General features: G+C 66.8%; 17 protein-coding genes. 7 read left to right on the plus strand and 10 right to left on the minus strand.

Annotation, left to right across the window (positions count from 1 at the left end):
- The first annotated feature begins 4 nt into the window (after nucleotides 1–4).
- The 3 genes from ACSVC7_RS14885 to ACSVC7_RS14895 all read left to right on the plus strand — a co-directional run bounded on the left by ACSVC7_RS14885 (nucleotide 5) and on the right by ACSVC7_RS14895 (nucleotide 3,007).
- On the plus strand, nucleotides 5–694 hold the full coding sequence (locus ACSVC7_RS14885) for a CvpA family protein (protein WP_448205112.1): 690 nt from the start codon (nucleotides 5–7) through the stop codon (nucleotides 692–694).
- A 72-nt stretch (nucleotides 695–766) separates the two neighbouring features.
- Nucleotides 767–2,215, plus strand: a complete 1,449-nt coding sequence (gene purF / locus ACSVC7_RS14890) for an amidophosphoribosyltransferase (protein WP_448205113.1) — start codon at nucleotides 767–769, stop codon at nucleotides 2,213–2,215.
- A gap of 84 nt (nucleotides 2,216–2,299) precedes the next feature.
- A complete protein-coding gene (locus ACSVC7_RS14895; protein ID WP_448205114.1) occupies nucleotides 2,300–3,007 on the plus strand; it encodes an SDR family NAD(P)-dependent oxidoreductase in 708 nt (235 codons plus the stop codon).
- A 121-nt stretch (nucleotides 3,008–3,128) separates the two neighbouring features.
- Here ACSVC7_RS14895 and ACSVC7_RS14900 read toward each other — a convergent pair whose 3' ends face one another.
- From ACSVC7_RS14900 to ACSVC7_RS14925, 6 genes are all read right to left on the minus strand, one after another.
- On the minus strand, nucleotides 3,129–3,518 hold the full coding sequence (locus ACSVC7_RS14900) for a TadE/TadG family type IV pilus assembly protein (protein ID WP_448205115.1): 390 nt from the start codon (nucleotides 3,516–3,518) through the stop codon (nucleotides 3,129–3,131).
- An 11-nt stretch (nucleotides 3,519–3,529) separates the two neighbouring features.
- Nucleotides 3,530–3,976, minus strand: a complete 447-nt coding sequence (locus ACSVC7_RS14905; RefSeq protein ID WP_448205116.1) for a TadE/TadG family type IV pilus assembly protein — start codon at nucleotides 3,974–3,976, stop codon at nucleotides 3,530–3,532.
- 7 nt (nucleotides 3,977–3,983) lie between these two features.
- Nucleotides 3,984–5,312, minus strand: coding sequence for a pilus assembly protein TadG-related protein (locus tag ACSVC7_RS14910; protein WP_448205117.1), 1,329 nt, complete (start codon nucleotides 5,310–5,312; stop codon nucleotides 3,984–3,986).
- Between the two features lie 407 nt (nucleotides 5,313–5,719).
- Nucleotides 5,720–7,129, minus strand: coding sequence for a ribosome biogenesis GTPase Der (der, locus tag ACSVC7_RS14915; RefSeq protein WP_448205118.1), 1,410 nt, complete (start codon nucleotides 7,127–7,129; stop codon nucleotides 5,720–5,722).
- 36 nt (nucleotides 7,130–7,165) lie between these two features.
- Nucleotides 7,166–8,548 (minus strand): outer membrane protein assembly factor BamB family protein, encoded by a 1,383-nt coding sequence (locus ACSVC7_RS14920; protein ID WP_448205119.1) that lies wholly within the window; start codon nucleotides 8,546–8,548, stop codon nucleotides 7,166–7,168.
- The gene (locus tag ACSVC7_RS14925) at nucleotides 8,548–9,192 is read right to left on the minus strand and encodes a tetratricopeptide repeat protein (RefSeq protein ID WP_448205120.1); all 645 of its coding nucleotides are present in this window, start codon (nucleotides 9,190–9,192) and stop codon (nucleotides 8,548–8,550) included. Before ACSVC7_RS14925 ends, ACSVC7_RS14920 begins: the two co-directional genes overlap by 1 nt.
- 356 nt (nucleotides 9,193–9,548) lie before the next feature.
- Between ACSVC7_RS14925 and ACSVC7_RS14930 the strand changes: the two genes are divergently transcribed.
- Nucleotides 9,549–9,908 (plus strand): hypothetical protein, encoded by a 360-nt coding sequence (locus ACSVC7_RS14930; RefSeq protein WP_448205121.1) that lies wholly within the window; start codon nucleotides 9,549–9,551, stop codon nucleotides 9,906–9,908.
- A gap of 21 nt (nucleotides 9,909–9,929) precedes the next feature.
- On the opposite strand, the gene ACSVC7_RS14935 is transcribed toward ACSVC7_RS14930, so the two are convergent.
- Together ACSVC7_RS14935 and ACSVC7_RS14940 are read right to left on the minus strand one after the other, a co-directional pair.
- Entirely contained in the window at nucleotides 9,930–10,484 is a 555-nt protein-coding gene (locus tag ACSVC7_RS14935) for a thioredoxin family protein (protein WP_448205122.1), read from the minus strand.
- Between the two features lie 171 nt (nucleotides 10,485–10,655).
- On the minus strand, nucleotides 10,656–11,300 hold the full coding sequence (locus ACSVC7_RS14940; protein ID WP_448205123.1) for a response regulator transcription factor: 645 nt from the start codon (nucleotides 11,298–11,300) through the stop codon (nucleotides 10,656–10,658).
- Between the two features lie 638 nt (nucleotides 11,301–11,938).
- On the opposite strand from ACSVC7_RS14940, the gene ACSVC7_RS14945 reads away from it, so the two are divergent.
- A complete protein-coding gene (locus ACSVC7_RS14945) occupies nucleotides 11,939–12,679 on the plus strand; it encodes a response regulator transcription factor (protein ID WP_448205124.1) in 741 nt (246 codons plus the stop codon).
- Nucleotides 12,680–12,889: 210 nt separating this feature from the next.
- Here the strand turns inward: ACSVC7_RS14945 and ACSVC7_RS14950 are convergent, their stop codons facing one another.
- Nucleotides 12,890–13,585, minus strand: coding sequence for a LuxR C-terminal-related transcriptional regulator (locus tag ACSVC7_RS14950; protein WP_448205125.1), 696 nt, complete (start codon nucleotides 13,583–13,585; stop codon nucleotides 12,890–12,892).
- 563 nt (nucleotides 13,586–14,148) lie between these two features.
- On the opposite strand from ACSVC7_RS14950, the gene ACSVC7_RS14955 reads away from it, so the two are divergent.
- Complete coding sequence (locus tag ACSVC7_RS14955; RefSeq protein WP_448205126.1) at nucleotides 14,149–14,322, plus strand: hypothetical protein; 174 nt, start codon at nucleotides 14,149–14,151, stop codon at nucleotides 14,320–14,322.
- Between the two features lie 90 nt (nucleotides 14,323–14,412).
- Here ACSVC7_RS14955 and ACSVC7_RS14960 read toward each other — a convergent pair whose 3' ends face one another.
- Complete coding sequence (locus ACSVC7_RS14960; RefSeq protein ID WP_483508388.1) at nucleotides 14,413–15,954, minus strand: AAA family ATPase; 1,542 nt, start codon at nucleotides 15,952–15,954, stop codon at nucleotides 14,413–14,415.
- An 806-nt stretch (nucleotides 15,955–16,760) separates the two neighbouring features.
- Here ACSVC7_RS14960 and ACSVC7_RS14965 point away from each other — a divergent pair.
- Nucleotides 16,761–18,605, plus strand: coding sequence for a potassium transporter Kup (locus ACSVC7_RS14965; RefSeq protein ID WP_448205132.1), 1,845 nt, complete (start codon nucleotides 16,761–16,763; stop codon nucleotides 18,603–18,605).
- Nucleotides 18,606–18,717: the final 112 nt, after the last annotated feature.

Here is an 18,717-nt window from a genome sequence, read left to right on the forward strand (position 1 = left end):
GCATATGGAGACCTTTCCGATCAACCCGGCGGACCTTGCGGTCATCGTCGTGCTTCTTCTATCGGCGCTGCTGGCCTTCACGCGCGGCATGGTCGCCGAGGTGCTGTCGGTCGCCGCCTGGGCGGGTGCCGCACTGATCACGCTGAACGCCCTGCCCTTCGCCCTGCCCTTCGCGCAGCAGCACATCAAGGTGGAGATGGCCGCCTACGCCGTCACCGCCGTGGCGCTGTTCGTGGTCAGCCTTGTGGTCCTGACGATTTTCGGCCGCGTCGTGTCGCGCGGGGTTCAGAACTCCGGCCTGTCGGCGCTGGACCGCTCGCTGGGCTTCGTCTTCGGGCTGCTGAAGGGTGCAATCCTGGCCTCGGTCGCCTATCTGTTCTTCGCCTGGCTGGTGCCGAACCCGGCCGAGCAGCCGATGTGGCTGCAAACCGCCAAGACCCGGCCGTTCCTGGTCGCGGGCGCCGGCATGATCTACGAGGTCATGCCCGAGAACCTGCGCAAGGACGGGCTCGGCCAGATGGACATGGCGCGCGAGCGCGCGCGCCAGGCGGTGGAAGCGAAGGAAGCGCTCGACCGCCTTTCGACTCCGGTCCCTGCCGCCGCGCCCAAGAGCGGTGGTGCGTCGCAACCCGATACCGGCTATAAGGACCGGGACCGCGGCGATCTTGAGCGACTGATTCAGAACGCGCGCTGACCGTAAGTTGAAACAAAGCGCCCGTTCGACACGCCCCTTTTGGTGACGCCCGTGCATGACGAGGATTCCCCGATGCTGACGACGCATCCGTTCGACGACGACAAGCTGCGCGAAGAGTGCGGCGTGTTCGGCATCCTGAGCCACACTCAGGCCGCCGCCATCACCGCTCTCGGCCTGCACGCGCTGCAGCATCGTGGCCAGGAAGCCTGCGGCATCGTCAGCTACGACGGCGACCGCTTCCACCTGCAGCACGCGCTGGGGCTGGTCGGCGATCACTTCTCGTCGGAATCGATCATCGCCAAGCTGAAGGGTCCGCAGGCCATCGGCCACGTCCGCTACGCCACCACCGGCGACACGACGATCCGCAACGTCCAGCCGCTCTACGCCGACTTCGAGTTCGGCGGCTTCGCGCTGGCCCACAACGGCAACCTGACCAACGCGCAGACCCTGCGCCGCCAACTGGTCCGCCGCGGCTGCCTGTTCCAGTCCACCACCGACACTGAGGTGATCGTCCACCTGATGGCGATCGCCCGCGGCGGCTCGCCCGTCGACCGCCTGATCGAGGCGGTGCGGCAGGTCGAGGGCGCCTTCTCGCTGGTGGCGCTGACTCCGAACGAGGTGATCGGCGTGCGCGACCCGCTGGGCGTGCGCCCGCTGGTGCTGGGCAAACTGGGCGACACCCACATCCTGACCAGCGAGACCTGCGCCCTGGACATCGTCGGCGCCGAGTATGTCCGCGACGTCGAGCCGGGCGAGATGATCGTGCTGAACGGTTCGGGCGTGCAGAGCCTGCGCCCGTTCCAGCCGCAGGGCCGCCGCTTCTGCATTTTCGAATACATCTACTTCGCGCGGCCCGACAGCGTGATGGAGGGCTCCTCCGTCTACAACGCCCGTCAGCGGATCGGCGCGGAGCTGGCCCGCGAATCGCGGGTCGAGGCCGATGTGGTCGTGCCGGTTCCGGACAGTGGCGTGCCGGCGGCCCTCGGCTTTGCCACGGAGAGCGGCGTGCCCTTCGAGCTGGGCATCATCCGCAACCACTATGTCGGCCGCACCTTCATCGAGCCGACCGACCAGATCCGCCATCTGGGCGTGAAACTGAAGCACAACGCCAACCGCGCCATGATTGAGGGCAAGCGGGTGGTGCTGGTGGACGACAGCATCGTGCGCGGCACGACCTCGAAGAAGATCGTGGAGATGGTGCGCGCCGCCGGTGCGAAGGAGGTGCACATGCGCATTTCCAGCCCGCCGACCTCGCACCCCTGCTTCTACGGCATCGACACGCCGGAGCAGGGCAAGCTGCTGGCCCACCGCATGTCGGTCGAGGAAATGCGGGACTTCATTCAGGCCGACAGCTTGGCCTTCATCTCGCTGGACGGCCTCTACCGTGCCATGGGCGAGACGAAGCGCGATCCGAGCAACCTGCGCTACTGCGACGCCTGCTTCACCGGCGAATACCCGATCCAGCTGACCGACGCGCTGGACACGCCGCCGGTCGAGGCGAACGTCCGCGTCCGCGCGTAACGCCTTCAAAGCCCACGACAGGGCCGGCCGCAGCGACGCGGCCGGCCGCCTTTCATTCCCCTCCAGATTCGTCGAGCCGCATCCATGTCCCGTCTTTCCGGCCGCATCGCCCTCATCACCGGCGCGTCGCGCGGCATCGGCGCCGCCGTCGCCAAGCGCTTCGCCGCCGAGGGCGCCCACGTCATCCTGACCGCCCGCACGGTCGGCGGGCTGGAGGAGACCGACGACGCGATCCTCAAGGCCACGGGCAAGAACGCCACGCTGGTCCCGCTCGACCTGCGGAAGTTCGACCAGATCGACCAGCTCGGGCAGGCGATCTTCGACCGCTTCGGGAAACTGGACATCCTCGTCGGCAACGCCGGCGTGCTGGAGGCGCTCGGCCCCGTGGCCCATTACGACCCGAAGCTGTGGGAGCGGGTGATGGACGTGAACGTCACGGCCAACTTCCGCCTGATCCGCTCCTTCGACCGGCTGCTGCGCGCGTCGGACGCCGGGCGCGCCGTCTTCGTGACCTCCGGCGCCGCCAAGGAGCCCTACCCGTACTGGAGCCCCTACGGCGCCAGCAAGGCGGCGCTGGAGATGATGGTGAAGACCTACGCGATGGAAATCGCCAAGTCGAACCTGCGCGTGAACCTGATTGACCCCGGCATCGTCGCCACGAAGCTGCGCCTGCAAGCGTTCCCCGGCGAGGAACAGGAAACCCTGACCCAGCCGGATCAGGTGAGCGAAGCCTTCGTCGCGCTGGCCGAGCCGGCCTGCACGCGCCATGGCGAGGTCGTGTCGGCCCAGTGATCGTCAAAGGACACTGCCGTAGGTTGGGTTGAGCCGAAGGCGAAACCCAACGTTTCTGTCATGGCGGAGGTGTTGGGTTTCGCGTGCGCTCAACCCAACCTACGCGTTCATAGCCGACCGCCTAATTCAGCAGCGGCACGCGGGCTCGCCCGGAGGCGACCCGCAGGCTGGCCGGGAAGAAGCCGGTGAAGGCGGCGGACGCCCAGTTGTAGCGGGTGTCGATCACCACATAGGTGACCCCGCCCACCGTTTCGCGCTGCACGCCGATGGTCAGGCCGCCTGTGTTGAGCGGGGAGGCGCGATCCTGCACGCGCGCGGTGATCTGCGCGTCCGTGGCGCCGGACACCATGGCGTAGCGCGCGCCCTCCTCCGCCGCGTACTGGATCGTGTTGCGCGCCCAGAAATAGCGCCCGAACTCCACCGTCCCGAACAGCAGGGCCAGAAACACGGGGACGGCGATGGCGAACTCCACCGCCGTGGACCCGTCGCGCGCGCGGAAGAGATCGAGCATCGCGGCCTCCCTCACTTCACCCGCAGGACGGCGTTGCCGCTCAGCAGGGAGCCGTTGGCGACGACGGGGACCGGCATGACGGCCTGAAAGGGCTGTGACACGGTGACCCTGACGTAGGTCGCCACCGGGCCGTCCGGGCAGGTGCCGGTGCAGGCCACGGACGCGCCGCTGGGGCATTCGCAGAACTTCTGGGCGGCGACCGTGGCGCTGGAGGACAGGCCGCCCGAGGCCAGGGCGGCGGCCTGTATGCCCGCCGTGTCGTCGGGTTTCGAGCGGGCGTACTGTACGCCTGTACGCGCGGCGGCCGACAGGGACATGTCGTCGTACATGGCCCGCCCCAGATCGACCATCACGCCGAAGGCGGCCAGCAGGATGGGGGCGGCCACCGCGAACTCCACGGCCACGCCGCCCGCGTGGTTTCCGAACAGCCTTCCCGCCAATCGTCGAAGCCCGGGCATGGCTTCCTCACTCGCCCAGTTGGGTCACGGAGGTGAGGATCTGGCTGACGCCGCGGCTGCCGCATTGATCCACGCCAAGGGTCGCGTTGCCGAGGAACGTCACGGTCTTCGCGACGATCTGCGTGCAGCTGGGGCTGGCCGTGCCGTTGGTGCCGGCCCAGTCCAGTTCCTGGTTCGGGAAATAGACGGCCCCCTCCACGTCCGTGTAGGAACCGCCGTTCAGCTTGTTCACCGCACCGACCGGGGCGCGGCGGTCCTGGTAGAAGAGCAGCCCGTGGAACGGATTCGACAGGTCGGCGGGCGCCCGAAGGCTCAGCACGGCGTTGCCCCGGATGTCCATGCCGCCGATGTTGGTGCCGGTGACGCCGCGCGTCGTGAAGACGAAGGTGACGCCGTCGGTGCTGGTGCTGTACTGCCCTTTCAGCGTGCCGCCGTTCACGTCCAGTTTGCCGTCCACGATGTAATAGGTGCCCGGCTTGAAGGTCACGGTGCCGCCGGTGATCTGGATGCCGCCGCAATAGACGCCGGGGGTGAAGGTCTTGGTCTGGTTGTTGGTGACCTTGACCAAGCTCGTGTAATCGCAGGGACCGACCGTGCCGACTTGGACGTTGGCGTAGGGATCGGCGAGCGGCGATGCGTTCAGCGTCGGCGGGATGTCCAGGTTGACCGTGACGTTGCTGCCCTGCGACAGCCCGCCCGCCGACCACATGGACTGCGCCTTCACGATCACCACGCCGGTCAGGTCGATCGACGCGCTGCTCTTGGAGTCGGACGCCAGCAGGCAGCCCGGCAGATTGACGGTCGCCGAGCCGCTGCCCTGGATGGCCCCGGCCTGCGCCGGGTCGAGCGCCAGCACGCAGGCCTTCCCGCCGTTGCCGACCGTGGCGACGGCGCGCGCGCTGACGGTCGTGTCGCTGCTGAGGAACAGGCGGCTGAACAGGCGCTCCTGCCGGTCCTGGAGGATCGCTTCCACCGCGTCGCCCCGGCCGGCGTAGGGGCCGCTCGTCGGTGGAACATTCAGCACGAAGGAGGTAGTGGCGTCCGTCAGGAAGCCGTTGCGGTGCGCCTCCCGCAGCGCGACCGCCGAGGCGCCATCCAAGTTCCCCCTGGCCCGCTCCAGCGCCGCCGAAATGGCGGCGGCGTCGGCGGCGGTCTGCAAGCCACGGCGGGCGACGTACCAGGAGCCGAACTCCACGGCCAGCGTCAGCATGCCGACCAGCAGCGACACCGCCACGGCCATCATCACCGCGATGGCGCCGGACTCGTCCCGGCGCAGCCGCCGGAGAAAGATTCGAAGGTCGGGGATGTGGAAATGCGAGAATAGACGCGCCGCCATGGCCTGCCCTCCGCCCCCGCAATGCACGGGCGCACGCGAGGCACTTCGCCTCACTTCGGGGAGATTACTCCCTTCGGAAGGATAGGGCAATATTCGGACGGCGAGAACTTTGCAGAAATATACCTACACCGCGGATTTACATGCTGTTTTGCGAAGAAGATAAAAAGTGAATTGGCTGAGAAACGCTTCCGATTTTGAAGCAATTCACGCTGCATTATACCCTCTCCCGCCTCCGGTGGGAGAGGGAGGGACCCATGCGCAGCATGGGAGGGTGAGGGCAAGGTTTTGTCGAGAATTCAGGTTAGGCTGAAGCAGGATTCTCGGGAGAACCTTGCCCTCACCCTCCCACCGCTATGCGGCGGGCCCCTCCCTCTCCCAGCGGGGCTGGGAGAGGGGGGAAACAGCGGTCAGTCGTCGGCGTAGGGGTTCTTCTGCTTGCGCAGGAGGAGCCGCACGGGGACGCCCGGCAGCTCGAAGGTGTCGCGCAGGTGCGCGATCAGGTAGCGCTGGTAGCTTTCCGGCAGATCCAGCGGCTTGTTCACGAACAGCGCGACCGTCGGCGGGCGGGTCTTCACCTGCGTGGCGTAGCGGATCTTCACGCGCCGGCCTTCGACCAGCGGCGGCGGGTGGTGCTCCAGCACGCCCTCAATCCAGCGGTTGAGCTGGGCCGTGGGGATGCGGCGGTTCCACTGGGCATAGGTTTCCAGTACCGCGTCGAGCAGCGTGTCCAGCTTCTTGCCCTGGAGGGCGGAGATGGTCACGACCTGCACGCCCTTGATCTGGGCCAGCGTCGCCTGGAGCTTGTCCTCCACCTGACGCAGCGCCATGGCGCGGTCGTCCACCGCGTCCCACTTGTTCAGGGCGATGACGAGGGCGCGGCCCTCCTCCACCACCATGCGGGCAATGGTCAGGTCCTGCTTGTCGAGGATTTGGTTGGCGTCGACGACCAGCAGAACGACCTGAGCCATGCGGATGACGCGCAGCCCGTCGGCGACGGCCAGCTTTTCCACCTTGGCGTCGACGCGGGCGCGCTTGCGCATGCCGGCGGTGTCCACAAGGCGGATCTTGCGGCCGCGCCATTCCCAATCGACGCTGATGGCGTCGCGGGTCATGCCGGCCTCCGGGCCGGTCAGCACGCGCTCTTCGCCGATCAGGCTGTTGAGCAGCGTGGACTTGCCGACGTTCGGACGGCCGACGATGGCGAGCTGGATGGGCCGCGCGCGTTCCTCGTCCGTCTCCGCCTGGTCGCCGACCGGGACCTCCTCGCCATCGGCGGGAGCTACCGAAGCGGCGGCGGCAAACTCGTCGGCCTCCTCCTCGTCGGGGGGCGCGTAGGGCAGCAGGGCCTGGACCAGATCGGCCATGCCCTCGCCATGCTCCGCCGACAGCGGGATGGGATCGCCCAGGCCAAGCTCGTAGGCCTCGTAGAGGCCCGGCGTGCCGGCCTTGCCCTCGGCCTTGTTGGCGACCAGCAGCACGGGGGTCTTGCCCTTGCGCAGCAGGGCCGCGAAATGACGGTCGAGCGGCGTGATGCCGGCGCGCGCGTCTACGATGAACAGCGCGACGTCGGCGCGGTCCAGCGCCCGCTCCGTCTGGCGGCGCATGCGCGCCTCCAGACTGTCGTCGGTGACGTCCTCCAGACCGGCGGTATCGACCACGGTGAAGGACAGGCCGCCCATGCGGGCGGGGGCCGAGCGCCAGTCGCGCGTCACGCCCGGCGTGTCGTCGACCAGCGCCAGCTTCTTGCCGGCCAGACGGTTGAACAGGGTCGACTTGCCGACATTCGGCCGGCCGACCAGAGCCACGGTAAAAGACATCCGCCCGGAGGCCTCACACTGGAAAACGGAAGGCGGTCAACGGAACGCGACCAGCGTGCCGTTGTCGCCAAGGACATAAAGGGTGTTGTTCGCGACCACCGGCGGCAAGTAGGTGCCGCTGGAAAGCGTGTAACGGGTGACGATTTGGCCATCCGTGGGCGAAAGCGCAAGCATCTGCCCCTGCGAACCCGTCACATACAGCTTCCCACCGGCCAGCACCGGACCGGACCAGGTGATCGGCCCCTTCTTGTCCTCCGGATCCTTGAAGCGGTCGAGCGGCGTCACCCAGCGGACGCGACCGGCCTGACGACTGACGGCCACGACCTCCGAATCGTTGGTGACGACAAACAGATAGTCGCCGGCCAGCCACGGGGTCTGCGTACCGCCGATCTCCGTCTCCCAGACGCGGGCGCCGATGCGCTCGTCGATGGCGACCATGCGGCCGGAATGGCCGATGGCGTAGACGATGCCCCGGTCCATGACCGGCAGGCCGCGGATGTCGGCGAGGCTGCTGAGCGCGCCGGCCCGGCGAATCGCGGCGAGGCTCTCCTGCCACGCCACGCGGCCGTTCTCCGGACGCAGGGCGTACAGCTCGCCCGACGAATAGGGAGCCACGACCAGGGTGGCGTTCGCCGCCGGGCTGACCGCGCCGAGCAGGCCGGCCGTCTCCAGGATGCCCTGGTGGGTCCATTCGACGGTGCCGTCCGCCGCCGACAGGGCGGCCAGCTGGTTGTCGAGCGTCAGCACATAAACGCGCCCGCCCTGCACCGTCGGCGCGCCGCGCACCGGACCCGGCACGCGCTTGCGCCAGATGACGTTGCCGCTGGCGGGATCGAGCGCCAGAACCTCCGCATAGCCGGTCGCCGCGAAGACGCGGCCCTCGGCGTAGGCCACGCCGCCGCCGCTGGCGCCGCCGCGTTCGTTCTCCGGCTTGGTGTCGATGCGCCACAGCTGGCGCCCGCCGCGCTCGTCCAGAGCGGCAACGTGCGAATCCGCGTCCATGGCGAAGATCCGGCCGTCGGCCACCACCGGCGTGGCGAGCACCATGTGCCCGCCGCTGGAGCCCGACCCTACGTCGCCGCGCCACGCCTCCGCCGGAGTCGCGGACAGGGCGAGGTGACCCGGCGCGTGTTCCGGCGTGCCGCCGGCCTGCGCCCAGGCCGCGTTGGTCACGGCGGTCGGCAGGGTCATGGCGGTGTCGGCAAGCCGCTGGTCCACCTCCACCTTGCGTTCGCGCGTCAGCACGGCGACCCGCTGGCCCGGCAGGGGCGGATCGGGCGTCTTGCCGAACCAGTCGGTCAGGGTGTCGCAGCCGCTCAGCAGCAGGGCGAGCAGCGGGGTGGACAGAAGGGCGGCGCGCCTACGGGCGCGGGCCTTCGCGGACTTGCCCGCATCGCGGGTCATCGGATTGCGGTTCATCAGGACTTGCCGTAGAGGGTGGCGAGATCGGCGGCGCGCGAGCGGACGCCCGCCGGAGCCTGAGAATCATCGGCCAGTTGCTGGAAGAGGCTGCGCGCCCGATCCTTGTCGCCGGCGCGGGCGGCCAGAACGGCGGTCAACTCGCGGGCGGAGAAGCGCCAGGGGCTGGCGTCGGCGGTCAGCGGCTGGAGGCGCGCCTGAAGCTGCGCCGCGTCGCCCGAGTCCATCTGGTGCATGACCGACAGCAGGGAGGCGAGGTCGCGGTAGACACCGCTGACGCCGCTGTTGGCGGCCAGCTTGTCGTACACGGCGACCGCCTCGGCCGTCTTGCCCTCGCGGGCCAGAAGGGCGGCGGCGTTCAGCTGCGCCAGCGCGGCCATGCCGGGATCGGCCTTTCCGGCGAAGGCGGCCAGCGCCTCCACACCCTTTTCCGGCCCCTGCCCGGCCTGTGCCAGCGCGGCGGTCAGGGCCGCCGTTTCCTGCTGGTGCTGCGACTGCTGCCAGTTGCGCCATGCGGTGTAGCCGCCGGTGGCGGCCACGACGGCCAGAGCGCCGGCCAGCGCTACTCCGCCATAGCGCTTGAACAGGCGCTCCATGCGGTCGCGGCGCAAATCCTCGTCGACTTCGCGGAAAATATCGCTCATGGCCCTACAGCGGCGTCCAACGGCACGGAGACCGTCATTGCGTGTGGAAATGCGCCCACGCGCGGTTGCGGCGGACGATGCTTATGCTTCACAGGGCCGGATAGCACTGGCCGGCGCACCCGGTCAAGCGCGAGGGCTTCAGGACCGCAGCGATTTCCGGCCGACCCGCCCGTCCGTACCCTTTCCCTGCGCTTCCGCGCGGTCGCCATCGTGCCGGCGAATCACAACCAAGCCGCGCCGAAAGGAAGTCTTTTCGGCACAGCGCCGATTCATGGCGGGTGAATGCAACTTTTCGCCGCAAAAACGCCGCACTCACCTTCGACCCTGCACGGAGAAACAGCAGGAGGGAGATGCTGATGAGGCTGGCGGTCGCGTGCTGCTGCGTGTCGGCGGCGTTGATGTTGTCCGGTTGCTCGTCCAACTGGAGGGCGTCGCCTCCGGACCACCTCCCCCTGAACTACGGCAATGGCGTCGGAAGCGAGATCGGCAATTACCCGGCGCAAACGGACGGCGAGATGCGCGGCCCCTCGGGGGAGCGCTGTGTCATCTTCAACTGGGACCGCCCTCTCACGAAGGACCTTGCGGTCCGCCTGAGGTCGTCCTCGTGCGAATCCAGGGAGCGGCCCGACCGGATGGTCTGCACGGAGCTCTCCCGCACGGTCATTCCGCTGTCGGAAAGCAATCTGAGGGGCGCGCAGGTCCAAACCGGCCAATAGCGGGGGCTAATGGCTGGCCGTCTAGGCCGGATCACGCCACTTGATGGAGCATCCCATGCTGGGGATCTGGTCGGCCGGCCCCTGCCCCGTCTCGGCGACGCGGACCATGGCGTGGTACAGCTCGCGCGGGGCGTCGGGGATGAGTTGGGTCTTCGAGGCATCCAGCCGGCCGCGGTACTGCAGGCACAGGTCGGCGTTGAAGCCGAAGAAGTCCGGCGTGCACACCGCGCCATAGGCGCGCGCGACCTCCTGCGTTTCGTCGATCAGGTAGGGGAAGGTGAAGCCATGCTCCGCCGCGAAGCGCTTCATGGCGTCGAAGCCGTCCTCGGGGTAGCGCCCAATGTCGTTGGACATGATGGCGACGGCGCCGATTCCGTAGCTCTTCAGCGCGTTCACCTCGCTCACGATGCGGCCGATCACCGCCTTCACATAGGGGCAGTGGTTGCAGATGAACATCACGAGCGTGCCCTTCGGCCCGCGCACGTCGGCCAGGCTGTAGGTCTTGCCGTCGACACTCTTCAGGCTGAAGTCCACCGCCTTCCAGCCGAAATCGCACACCGGGGTTTCCGCCGCCATCGCCGTTTCCTTCTTTGCCGGGACACGCCTCACTATAAGGCGAGAAGATAGGACGTGTCGCGAAACCGGAAAACGGAAAGGCCGCGGGAGCACGTTCGTCGTGCCCTCTCGCGGCCATCCCAGTGCGTTTCCTTGTTTGTCTCCAGCCCCGCCCTGTTCGCCCCGGACGGATCAGGACGCCATGGCGGCAGCGGCGATGACCGCCTGCGTGCGGTTCTTGACGCCCAGCGACTTGAAGATCGCCGTGACGTGGATCTTCACCGTGCCTTCCGACAGACCCAGCTCGTAGGCGATCTGCTTGTTGGACTTGCCGGCCCGCAGGCAGTCCAGAACCTCACGCTGGCGCTGGGTCAGGCCATAGCCGGAGCTGCGGTCCATCCCGTCCATCGCGCGGCGGCGCGGCGCCGGTTCGGCGCTGGCGGCGGTCAGCGCGCCCGGCGGGACATAGATGCCGCCGGAGAAGACGAGGTTCAGCGCCCCCATCATCACCTTCACGCTGCTGGACTTCGGAATGTAGCCGGTGGCGCCGTGGTCGAGCGCGCCGCGGATGTCGTTCAGAGACTCCGAGGCGGAGATCACGACAACCGGGACGCCCGGCTGGAGGCTCTGCACCTCGCGCAAGCCCTCATAGCCCGGCCAGTTCGGCATATGCAGGTCCATCAGGACGATGTCGAAGCTGCCGCCGGTCCGGCATTGCTCGACCACTTCGTTGAAGGTGCCCGCCTCCACGAAGGTCGCCTCGCCGTGAAGCTGCTCCAGCAAGCGACGCAGACCCTCACGGAAAAGAAGATGGTCATCACCGATCAGAATTTTCATGGTCCCCGTCCACCCTGGTTTCAGCCGTTTCTTCCGAAGCCTTCGCCCCTTCTGTCCGGGTCACCTCCATCGGACCCGAACCACTCACCGCCTAGATGGCTTGAAAGACAGCTACCACATTCGGGCGAGGGTCAATATATCGACAAGGGCCATAGTTCGTTTGCAGTCGAAAACCACCGCCGATACGGGTAAAGCAACAGGAACAAAGACGGAACTACATCATTGGTCATAGGCCACCGGCGGAAAGCCAGCGGCGCGGACGCATCCGTGCGGGCGCAGCGCAGTCATTCAAAGGGGTAACTCTTCCGGACGGGCGGCGACACTCCACCCCGGAATCCGGCGGTGGCCTTTCAGGCCATAATGTCGCAAAGGTGTTATCGCTCCGAGAGGGACAGTCGCCATTCAGATGCGCTTGACGATCTTGAGTGATCGTCTATCGTTTGATTTACCGGAGACAGCCCTAATTTATAAACTCATAGTCACAGTGTCAAGTTTTTTTCCAGGTTTGAAAGAGATATCAAACATATTCGATCTAGTCTTTAAACGAAACCAATTGCCGTGCGACCAACCCAAACACAGGCGGCGACAATGCCCGTCAAGGGCCTGCCGTGGATGCCTCCTCCAAACAGAGCTGACCCATGCACATGAACCATGAGTACGCCCAAGAGAAAGCATCGCACTCGACCCGCAACGCGGTGACCCCCATGCACGTCTGCCTGATCCTGGACAACAACTCCCTGACCGACACCGTTGTACAGGCGCTCGATCGGGCAGGTCGGCATCGCGTCACCGTATTCCACGACATATCGGAGCTGACGCAGAGCACGCTGACCCCGGACGCCATCCTGATCGGGCTTCAGCAGTTCACCGCCCTGCGCGAGAACGAGCCGATGGTGTACCTGCGCCTGTCGCGCCGGTCGCGGATCGTCGTGGTGCTGTCGTCTCGCGAGTTGCTGGACGCCGCCCACATCCTGGCCTTCGCGGATGCGTGGGTGTTCGAGGACATCAACGTGGACCGCATCAACGAACTGCTGGACCTCGGGCTGGAAGGCCATTGCCTGATGCCCAAGCAGTTCCTCTCCCGGCTGGGTGTGGACGAGATCCGGCTGACCCTCCTCCCACGCCTGTCGGAACCGGAATTCGAGACGCTGCGCCTGCTGGGCCAGGGTCTGAACAACCGGACCATCGCGAACCAACTCGACCTGTCGGAAGCGGTGATCAAGTCGATGGTGCGCAGCGTGCTGTCCAAGCTGCACTTCCGCAACCGAACGGAAGCCGGCGTTTTCGCCGCGCGCCAGCAGAGCGCCCTGCAATCCGCCCGCGAAGGCATGGTTCCGCCGCACATGCACGCGGTCCAGGCCCACCGGCCGGGGGCCTGAGCGCCCTCCCCGGTCTCCACCGTCTCTTCCGCTGCATCCCGGCCATCGCGCCGGGATATTTTTTGCGCGCTGCGAACCCGAGAACGCCCAAAACGCAAAAAGCATCGAACGGGGCACAGCCCACTCGATGCGTTTTGCGTGTGCGTGTTTGAACGGCCTACGGCGACCGGCCGGCCGCGGGACGCGCGGCCGGCCCGGTGGGCGTCGTCGTTACTGGTGCGCGCTCGCCGCGGCGGCAACCGCGCCGGCCCCGGCCAACTCGCCGCCGATGCCGTTGTTGAGCGCCCAGATGGCCGCCTGGGTGCGGTTGGAGGCATTGATCTTGCGCAGCAGGCTCTTCAGGTGAACCTTCACCGTGGCCTCGGTGATGTTCAGATGATTGGCGATCATCTTGTTGCTGTCGCCGTTCAGCAGGCAGCGCAGGATCTGCACCTCGCGCTGGGACAGGCCCTTGCGGGATACCGGCATGTCCGTGCCATTGCCGTTTACCCGGCCGGAAATCAGCAGCGCGGCCAGATGGGTGGGGAACACCTTCTCGCCCATCATCACCAGACGCAGCGACTGCGCCAGCGCGTCGGAGGAGAGGTCCTTCATCAGATAGCCGTCGGCGCCGGCCTCCAGGGCGTTGGCGAGACGGCGGGTGCAGAGATCGCTGGTCAGAATGACCATGCGGGCTTCCGGAAGCTGCGCGCGAAGACGGCGCATGCCTTCCGCTTCCTCTTCGCCCCCGTTCACGAGATCCAGAAGGATGAGCTGAGGACGCAGCCCGTTCTCGACGGTGTTCAGCGCCTCACGCAGGTTGCCGGCCTCGGCGACGATCTGGAACGGTGAGTCGTCCAACAGCCGCTTCAGACCCTCGCGGAACAGCTTATTGGAGTCGATCAGAAAAGCACGCACTGGTTCCATTGGTCAGCTCCCGCGAATTTCGGAAAAATTGCTCAGACTCCTTGGGCAATCTTGTAGGCTACCAGTTACCCGAGGTTTCTCCACCTCGTGCCCCTTGATGGCAACGACGTGCCGATATTTTGGATGACCTTACCCCTGTGTCGTGCACAACGGTACCACTCTGTGGAGTTAAAAGAAGAACGCATTAGGCATATGCGCAAAGCCACTTTCGAATCATGGGTGACCCGGTCATTTTCAAAGTACTCGCATTGCCTCTTCGAACGTATGCTTTGAGCGAATCCTACCACTATTTCGCACACATACGCTCCCATGAGTCGTTTGCGCGTGTTTTTGTGCGCAATCTGGTTGTATGGATCGGTTGATTGATGACGCAGGCGCGGAACGAAGGCCGGCAATTTTCGCCCGTAACCCTGGAATGGGTGTATGACGGCCCGCCTGCGAACTAGCCGTTAGTCATATGCGCTCGATCGGATGGGGACAACCACCCCCTTCCGGCGGGACTTGACGCGGCATCCCCAGGGGTGCGCAAACAGAGCCTTCGCAGGAGGATTTCGGAAAAGCGCATGACGACGTGGCAGTTGATCGGGGCGATGATGGCCGGCTACCTGCTGCTGGTCGCGCGCAGCGCGTGGAAGCAGGGTGAGTTCCGGCAGTTCCTGCGGAGCCTGGTCATCGTCGTCGCCCTGTGCGCGGTCATCGCCGGCGCGGTGCTCCTGGCGATGGCGCTCGATTCGTAGCGCAGAGCCTTACGAACAAGAAAAGGCCCTCCCCCGCACAGCGGGAGAGGACCCGTCGATGGAACGGCTTCGGTTGGTGGACGGATCGGCCTAGATCTGGCCGCGCTCGTGCGCCTGCCGCATCAGCACATACTGCCGCATCATCTGGTTGCGGAACCGGTAGCGGGTCCAGCCCGGCTCGACCACCTGGGACAACACCCCGCCGTAATCCTCGCGAGTCAGACGCTCCAGGATGTCCAAGGCTTCCTTGGTCGGTTCGGCGCCGTTCGGGCCGGCCAACTGCTTCGGATCGAAGGTGCCGTAGGAATCGGCCGGGCACAGCGCGCAGGCGAGCAGCACGTCCTCCAGTTCCGCCCGACGTTCGGCAGCCAGGGCGCGGGCGTAGGAGTCGACGATGCCGCGCTCCGCCTCCTGAAGGCAGCGTGCCACCGCGTAGGCAAGGTCCTCGCGCTCCACGGTGGTCGAGCCGCGGCTGACGGCGCTGCGCGCAGCGTGCAGGCCAAGGAGCTGGGCGTAGTAGGGCAGTCCGCGCACGAAGTCGCAGACGCGATCCACCACATCCGGCGCGAAGGCGATGCCGGCGTTCTGCGCGCCGGCCTGGATCAGCCGCGCGATCTCCGCGTCGGTCATCAGCGGCAGGTGCACCGGCACGAGCGAGCGCTGGATGGACGGGTGCTTGCCGAGAAGCTGGTCCAGGTTCTCCGCCACGCCGACCACCAGCAGCGTCACGGGAATGGAGCTGTCGGTCAGGTTCTTGAACAGCTCCGCCAGCTTGTTGCGGAAATCCTCGTCGGTGATGCGATCGTACTCGTCGAGGATCAGCAGGACATGCGTGGCGTGAATGCCGGACAGCACCTCGTTCAGCTCCGTCACGCTGAAGGTGCCATCGGGCAGCAGCTCGTTGAAGCTGGTGAAGCTGCGGCGGGACGCGAAGGGGTTGTCGATGCCGGAGCGGTAGTAGGTGGAGGGAATCTTCTTCAGGAAATGCCGGAAGATGTCCTCGAAGCTCAGCTCCGCGCTGCAGGTGAGCTTCAGCGACAGATAGCCGGCCTGGGCCGCGATCTTCTCGATGGCGTTGGCGACGGAGGTCTTGCCGCGCCCGCGGTCGCCGAAGAGGATGACGTGCGCCCGCTCCTCCTCGATGGCGGAGATGATGCGCTTCAGCGTGTCGGTGCGGCCGATGAACAGCGAATTGAGCTGCTGCTTCGGCCGGGTCGGGGTGAAGGCCTCGCGCAGCAGCCCGTTCAGTTCGGGCGTCAGCCCCTTCAGCATGGCCGGCGCGCCGCCGCCGGGGGCGCGGAGCCCGCCATTCACCGTCATGGTGAAGCGCGGCAGGTCCGGATCCGTCGGCTGGGCGTTCTGCTGGCCGCCGAGCGGCTGATACACGCGCCCGCTGCGATGCTCGCCCGGGATGTCCCGCCGCGCGAGGTCCGGTCCCCGCATCGGGTCGCCAAGGCCGCCGCCATTTTGGCCCCCACCATTTGGGCCGGCGCCCGGACCACCGCCAACCGGGCGCAGGTGCGAGGCCGGGCGGCCCATCTGGGGCGCCGCCGGACTGCCGCCGGCAAGGCCCGGTCCCGTGGTTCCACCGCCCGTGATGCCGCCTCCCGTGATGCCGCCGTTCGAGGGCATCCGGTCATCCGCATTGGCGATCGCCCGCCGCTTCCGAAAGAAGTTCCGCATCCGTCCCGTTTCCCGAGCTGTCCGCATTGTGGTCCCCGGCCGGATGGGGCCGAGGACGGTCCGTGTGGCGTCCCATCGCAGCCGCGTCATTGCGACGGACACGATGCGCGCTTTCCGGATGTAGGTGATGCGGCGCCAAGAACGGCTTGGGATTTCGGATTATCATACCAAGGGGAACCACCCCTTTCGGCGACTCCGTTCGGCGGTGCGGGAAGGCCGATGACGGGGGCTAAGCGTTCAGAAGCCCAGAACGTGACCGACCACGGTCCAGACGAACAGGGTACCGAACAGAGCAGTCAACCCGGCAAGCTCGCGCAGGAAAACCAGGACCGACATGGCAACCTCCCTTCCAGTGTGTGAGGGCTCGACTGTGTGATGGCTCAAGTCGTAACAGAACAAAGACGGAACAGCAAGCGCCAAGTTCCCGCTTCGTTCCAGGCCGGGGGAGCGGAAGGGGAGCGGAGGGAACTTCGCGCCCACTTGCCCGCGCGGCACTGGGATCCCGTCCGGGTTGGTGCCGGCTATCCGGCTTTCCGTGTGGTGCGAACCGGAACGTATGATGTAATGAGAGCGTTCGCGGACATCTGCGGCTTTCCGCCCAGGCGGAACGGCACCATAGTTGGAAGCGGAACGCGCACGGAACTGACGGACCCTTGATGGACAGCGCCAACCAGCAGACGGGAAACGACCCGGTCAGCCCGGGCCCTGACGGCAGCCACGCGGCACACGCCGAGGCACACCGGACGTCCCACCGCATGCCGGCGCTGGTGCTGGGTGCGCTGGGGGTGGTCTATGGCGACATCGGGACGAGCCCGCTCTACACCCTGCGCGAATCCTTCCTGCACACCGGCCTGCCGCTCGACGAGCCTACGATTCTCGGCATCCTGTCGCTGGCCTTCTGGGCGCTGATCATCGTGGTCACGCTGAAATACGTCATGCTGATCATGCGCGCCGACAACCGGGGCGAAGGCGGCGTGATGGCGCTCGGCACGCTGGCGCACCGCGGGCTCGGCCCCAACATCGGCAGCCGGACGGTGATCGCGCTGGCCATCCTGGGCATGGCCCTGTTCTACGGCGACAGCCTGATCACCCCGGCCATCTCGGTGCTGAGCGCCGTGGAAGGGCTGAAGGTGGTCACGCCGGCCCTGGAACCATTCATCGTCCCGATCACTCTGGTCGTGCTGACCATCCTGTTCCTGTTCCAGCGCCAGGGAACCGGGCGAGTCGGCATCTTCTTCGGCCCGGTCATGGCTCTGTGGTTCGCCACGCTGGCCGTGCTGGGCGCCGCGCAGGTGGTGCGGGCGCCGGACGTGCTTCGCGCGCTGAACCCTTATTACGGAGCCGAACTGTTCTTCGTGCACGGCTGGGTTGGATTCGTCACTCTGGGTGCGGTGGTCCTGGCGGTGACCGGGGCGGAAGCGCTGTACGCCGACATGGGTCATTTCGGCCGGGCACCGATCCGCTTGGCTTGGCTGTATCTGGTGCTGCCGTCGCTGCTGCTGAACTATTTCGGGCAGGGCGCCATGCTGCTCCACCAGCCGGAGACGCTGGAGAATCCCTTCTTTCACCTAGCCCCCGACTGGGCGCAACTGCCGCTGGTGATCCTGTCCACGGCGGCCACGGTCATCGCCAGCCAGGCGGTGATCTCCGGCGCCTTCTCGCTGACCCGGCAGGCGGTGCAGTTGGGCTATCTGCCCCGGCGCGAGATCCGCCACACCTCGGAGCACGAGGTCGGGCAGGTCTACATCCCGCGCAACAACTGGCTGCTGCTGGTCGGCGTGGTGATCCTGGTGATCGGCTTCGGGTCGAGCAGCAACCTCGCCGCCGCCTACGGAGTCTCGGTGACCGGGGCCATGGCCATCGACACCATCCTGGGCGCCGTGGTGGCCTGGCGCCTGTGGCGCTGGAACCCGGCGCTCGTGATGGCCGGCGTGACGGCGATGCTCGTCGTCGATCTGGCCCTGTTCGGCGCCACGCTGCTGAAAGTGCCGGAGGGCGGCTGGTTCCCGCTGGTCATTGCCGGTGCCGTCTATCTGCTGATGACGACCTGGCGCCATGGCCGCGCGATCCTGGCGGAGCGGCTCTACGCCGACGCCCTGCCGATGGACCTCTTCCTGCAACGGATCACGCCGCAGTCGCCGCAGCGCGTGGCTGGCACGGCCGTCTTCATGACCGGCAACCCCGACGTCGTGCCGCACGCCCTGCTGCACAACATGAAGCACAACAAGGTGCTGCACGAGCGCGTGGTCGTGCTGACCGTCATCATCGAGGAGGTGCCGCGCGTCACCCCCGAACGGGCGCTCGCCGTGGAGAAGCTGGGCAAGGGCTTCTTCCGCGTGGTCGCGCATTTCGGCTATCTGGAGCAGCCGCACATCCCCCGCGCGCTGGAGCAGTGCCGCCGCTACGGCCTGCATCTGGACATGATGGAGACGTCCTTTTTCCTCGGCCGGGAGACGCTGATCCCGTCCAAGACGGTCGGCCTGCCCACTTGGCGGGAGCCTCTGTTCATCCTGCTGTCCAAAACCGCCCTGTCGGCCACCGAGTTCTTCTGCATCCCACCGGGTCGGGTCGTGGAGATGGGCACCCAGGTTGAAATTTAGGGTGGGGATCTAGGGCGTGTCGTCAGTTAGGGGATTCCCAGCGGGCGGAATGCGTGATTCATAGAGCGTCGGCTGACGGGAGGGCCGACCGATGCGACGCTATGCTTTGCGC

This window comes from Azospirillum mesophilum (assembly GCF_053470405.2).

Coding starts and splice junctions, on each gene's coding strand:
- ACSVC7_RS14910 (WP_448205117.1), bottom strand. CDS start 5,312: ATGGCGGCGCGTCTATTCTCGCATTTCCACATCCCCGACCTTCGAATC.
- ACSVC7_RS14960 (WP_483508388.1), bottom strand. CDS start 15,954: ATGCCCTCGAACGGCGGCATCACGGGAGGCGGCATCACGGGCGGTGGA.
- ACSVC7_RS14885 (WP_448205112.1), top strand. CDS start 5: ATGGAGACCTTTCCGATCAACCCGGCGGACCTTGCGGTCATCGTCGTG.
- ACSVC7_RS14950 (WP_448205125.1), bottom strand. CDS start 13,585: ATGGAACCAGTGCGTGCTTTTCTGATCGACTCCAATAAGCTGTTCCGC.
- ACSVC7_RS14965 (WP_448205132.1), top strand. CDS start 16,761: ATGCCGGCGCTGGTGCTGGGTGCGCTGGGGGTGGTCTATGGCGACATC.
- ACSVC7_RS14925 (WP_448205120.1), bottom strand. CDS start 9,192: ATGAGCGATATTTTCCGCGAAGTCGACGAGGATTTGCGCCGCGACCGC.
- purF (WP_448205113.1), top strand. CDS start 767: ATGCTGACGACGCATCCGTTCGACGACGACAAGCTGCGCGAAGAGTGC.
- ACSVC7_RS14905 (WP_448205116.1), bottom strand. CDS start 3,976: ATGCCCGGGCTTCGACGATTGGCGGGAAGGCTGTTCGGAAACCACGCG.
- ACSVC7_RS14935 (WP_448205122.1), bottom strand. CDS start 10,484: ATGGCGGCGGAAACCCCGGTGTGCGATTTCGGCTGGAAGGCGGTGGAC.
- ACSVC7_RS14955 (WP_448205126.1), top strand. CDS start 14,149: ATGACGACGTGGCAGTTGATCGGGGCGATGATGGCCGGCTACCTGCTG.
- ACSVC7_RS14900 (WP_448205115.1), bottom strand. CDS start 3,518: ATGCTCGATCTCTTCCGCGCGCGCGACGGGTCCACGGCGGTGGAGTTC.
- der (WP_448205118.1), bottom strand. CDS start 7,129: ATGTCTTTTACCGTGGCTCTGGTCGGCCGGCCGAATGTCGGCAAGTCG.
- ACSVC7_RS14940 (WP_448205123.1), bottom strand. CDS start 11,300: ATGAAAATTCTGATCGGTGATGACCATCTTCTTTTCCGTGAGGGTCTG.
- ACSVC7_RS14945 (WP_448205124.1), top strand. CDS start 11,939: ATGCACATGAACCATGAGTACGCCCAAGAGAAAGCATCGCACTCGACC.
- ACSVC7_RS14895 (WP_448205114.1), top strand. CDS start 2,300: ATGTCCCGTCTTTCCGGCCGCATCGCCCTCATCACCGGCGCGTCGCGC.
- ACSVC7_RS14930 (WP_448205121.1), top strand. CDS start 9,549: ATGAGGCTGGCGGTCGCGTGCTGCTGCGTGTCGGCGGCGTTGATGTTG.
- ACSVC7_RS14920 (WP_448205119.1), bottom strand. CDS start 8,548: ATGAACCGCAATCCGATGACCCGCGATGCGGGCAAGTCCGCGAAGGCC.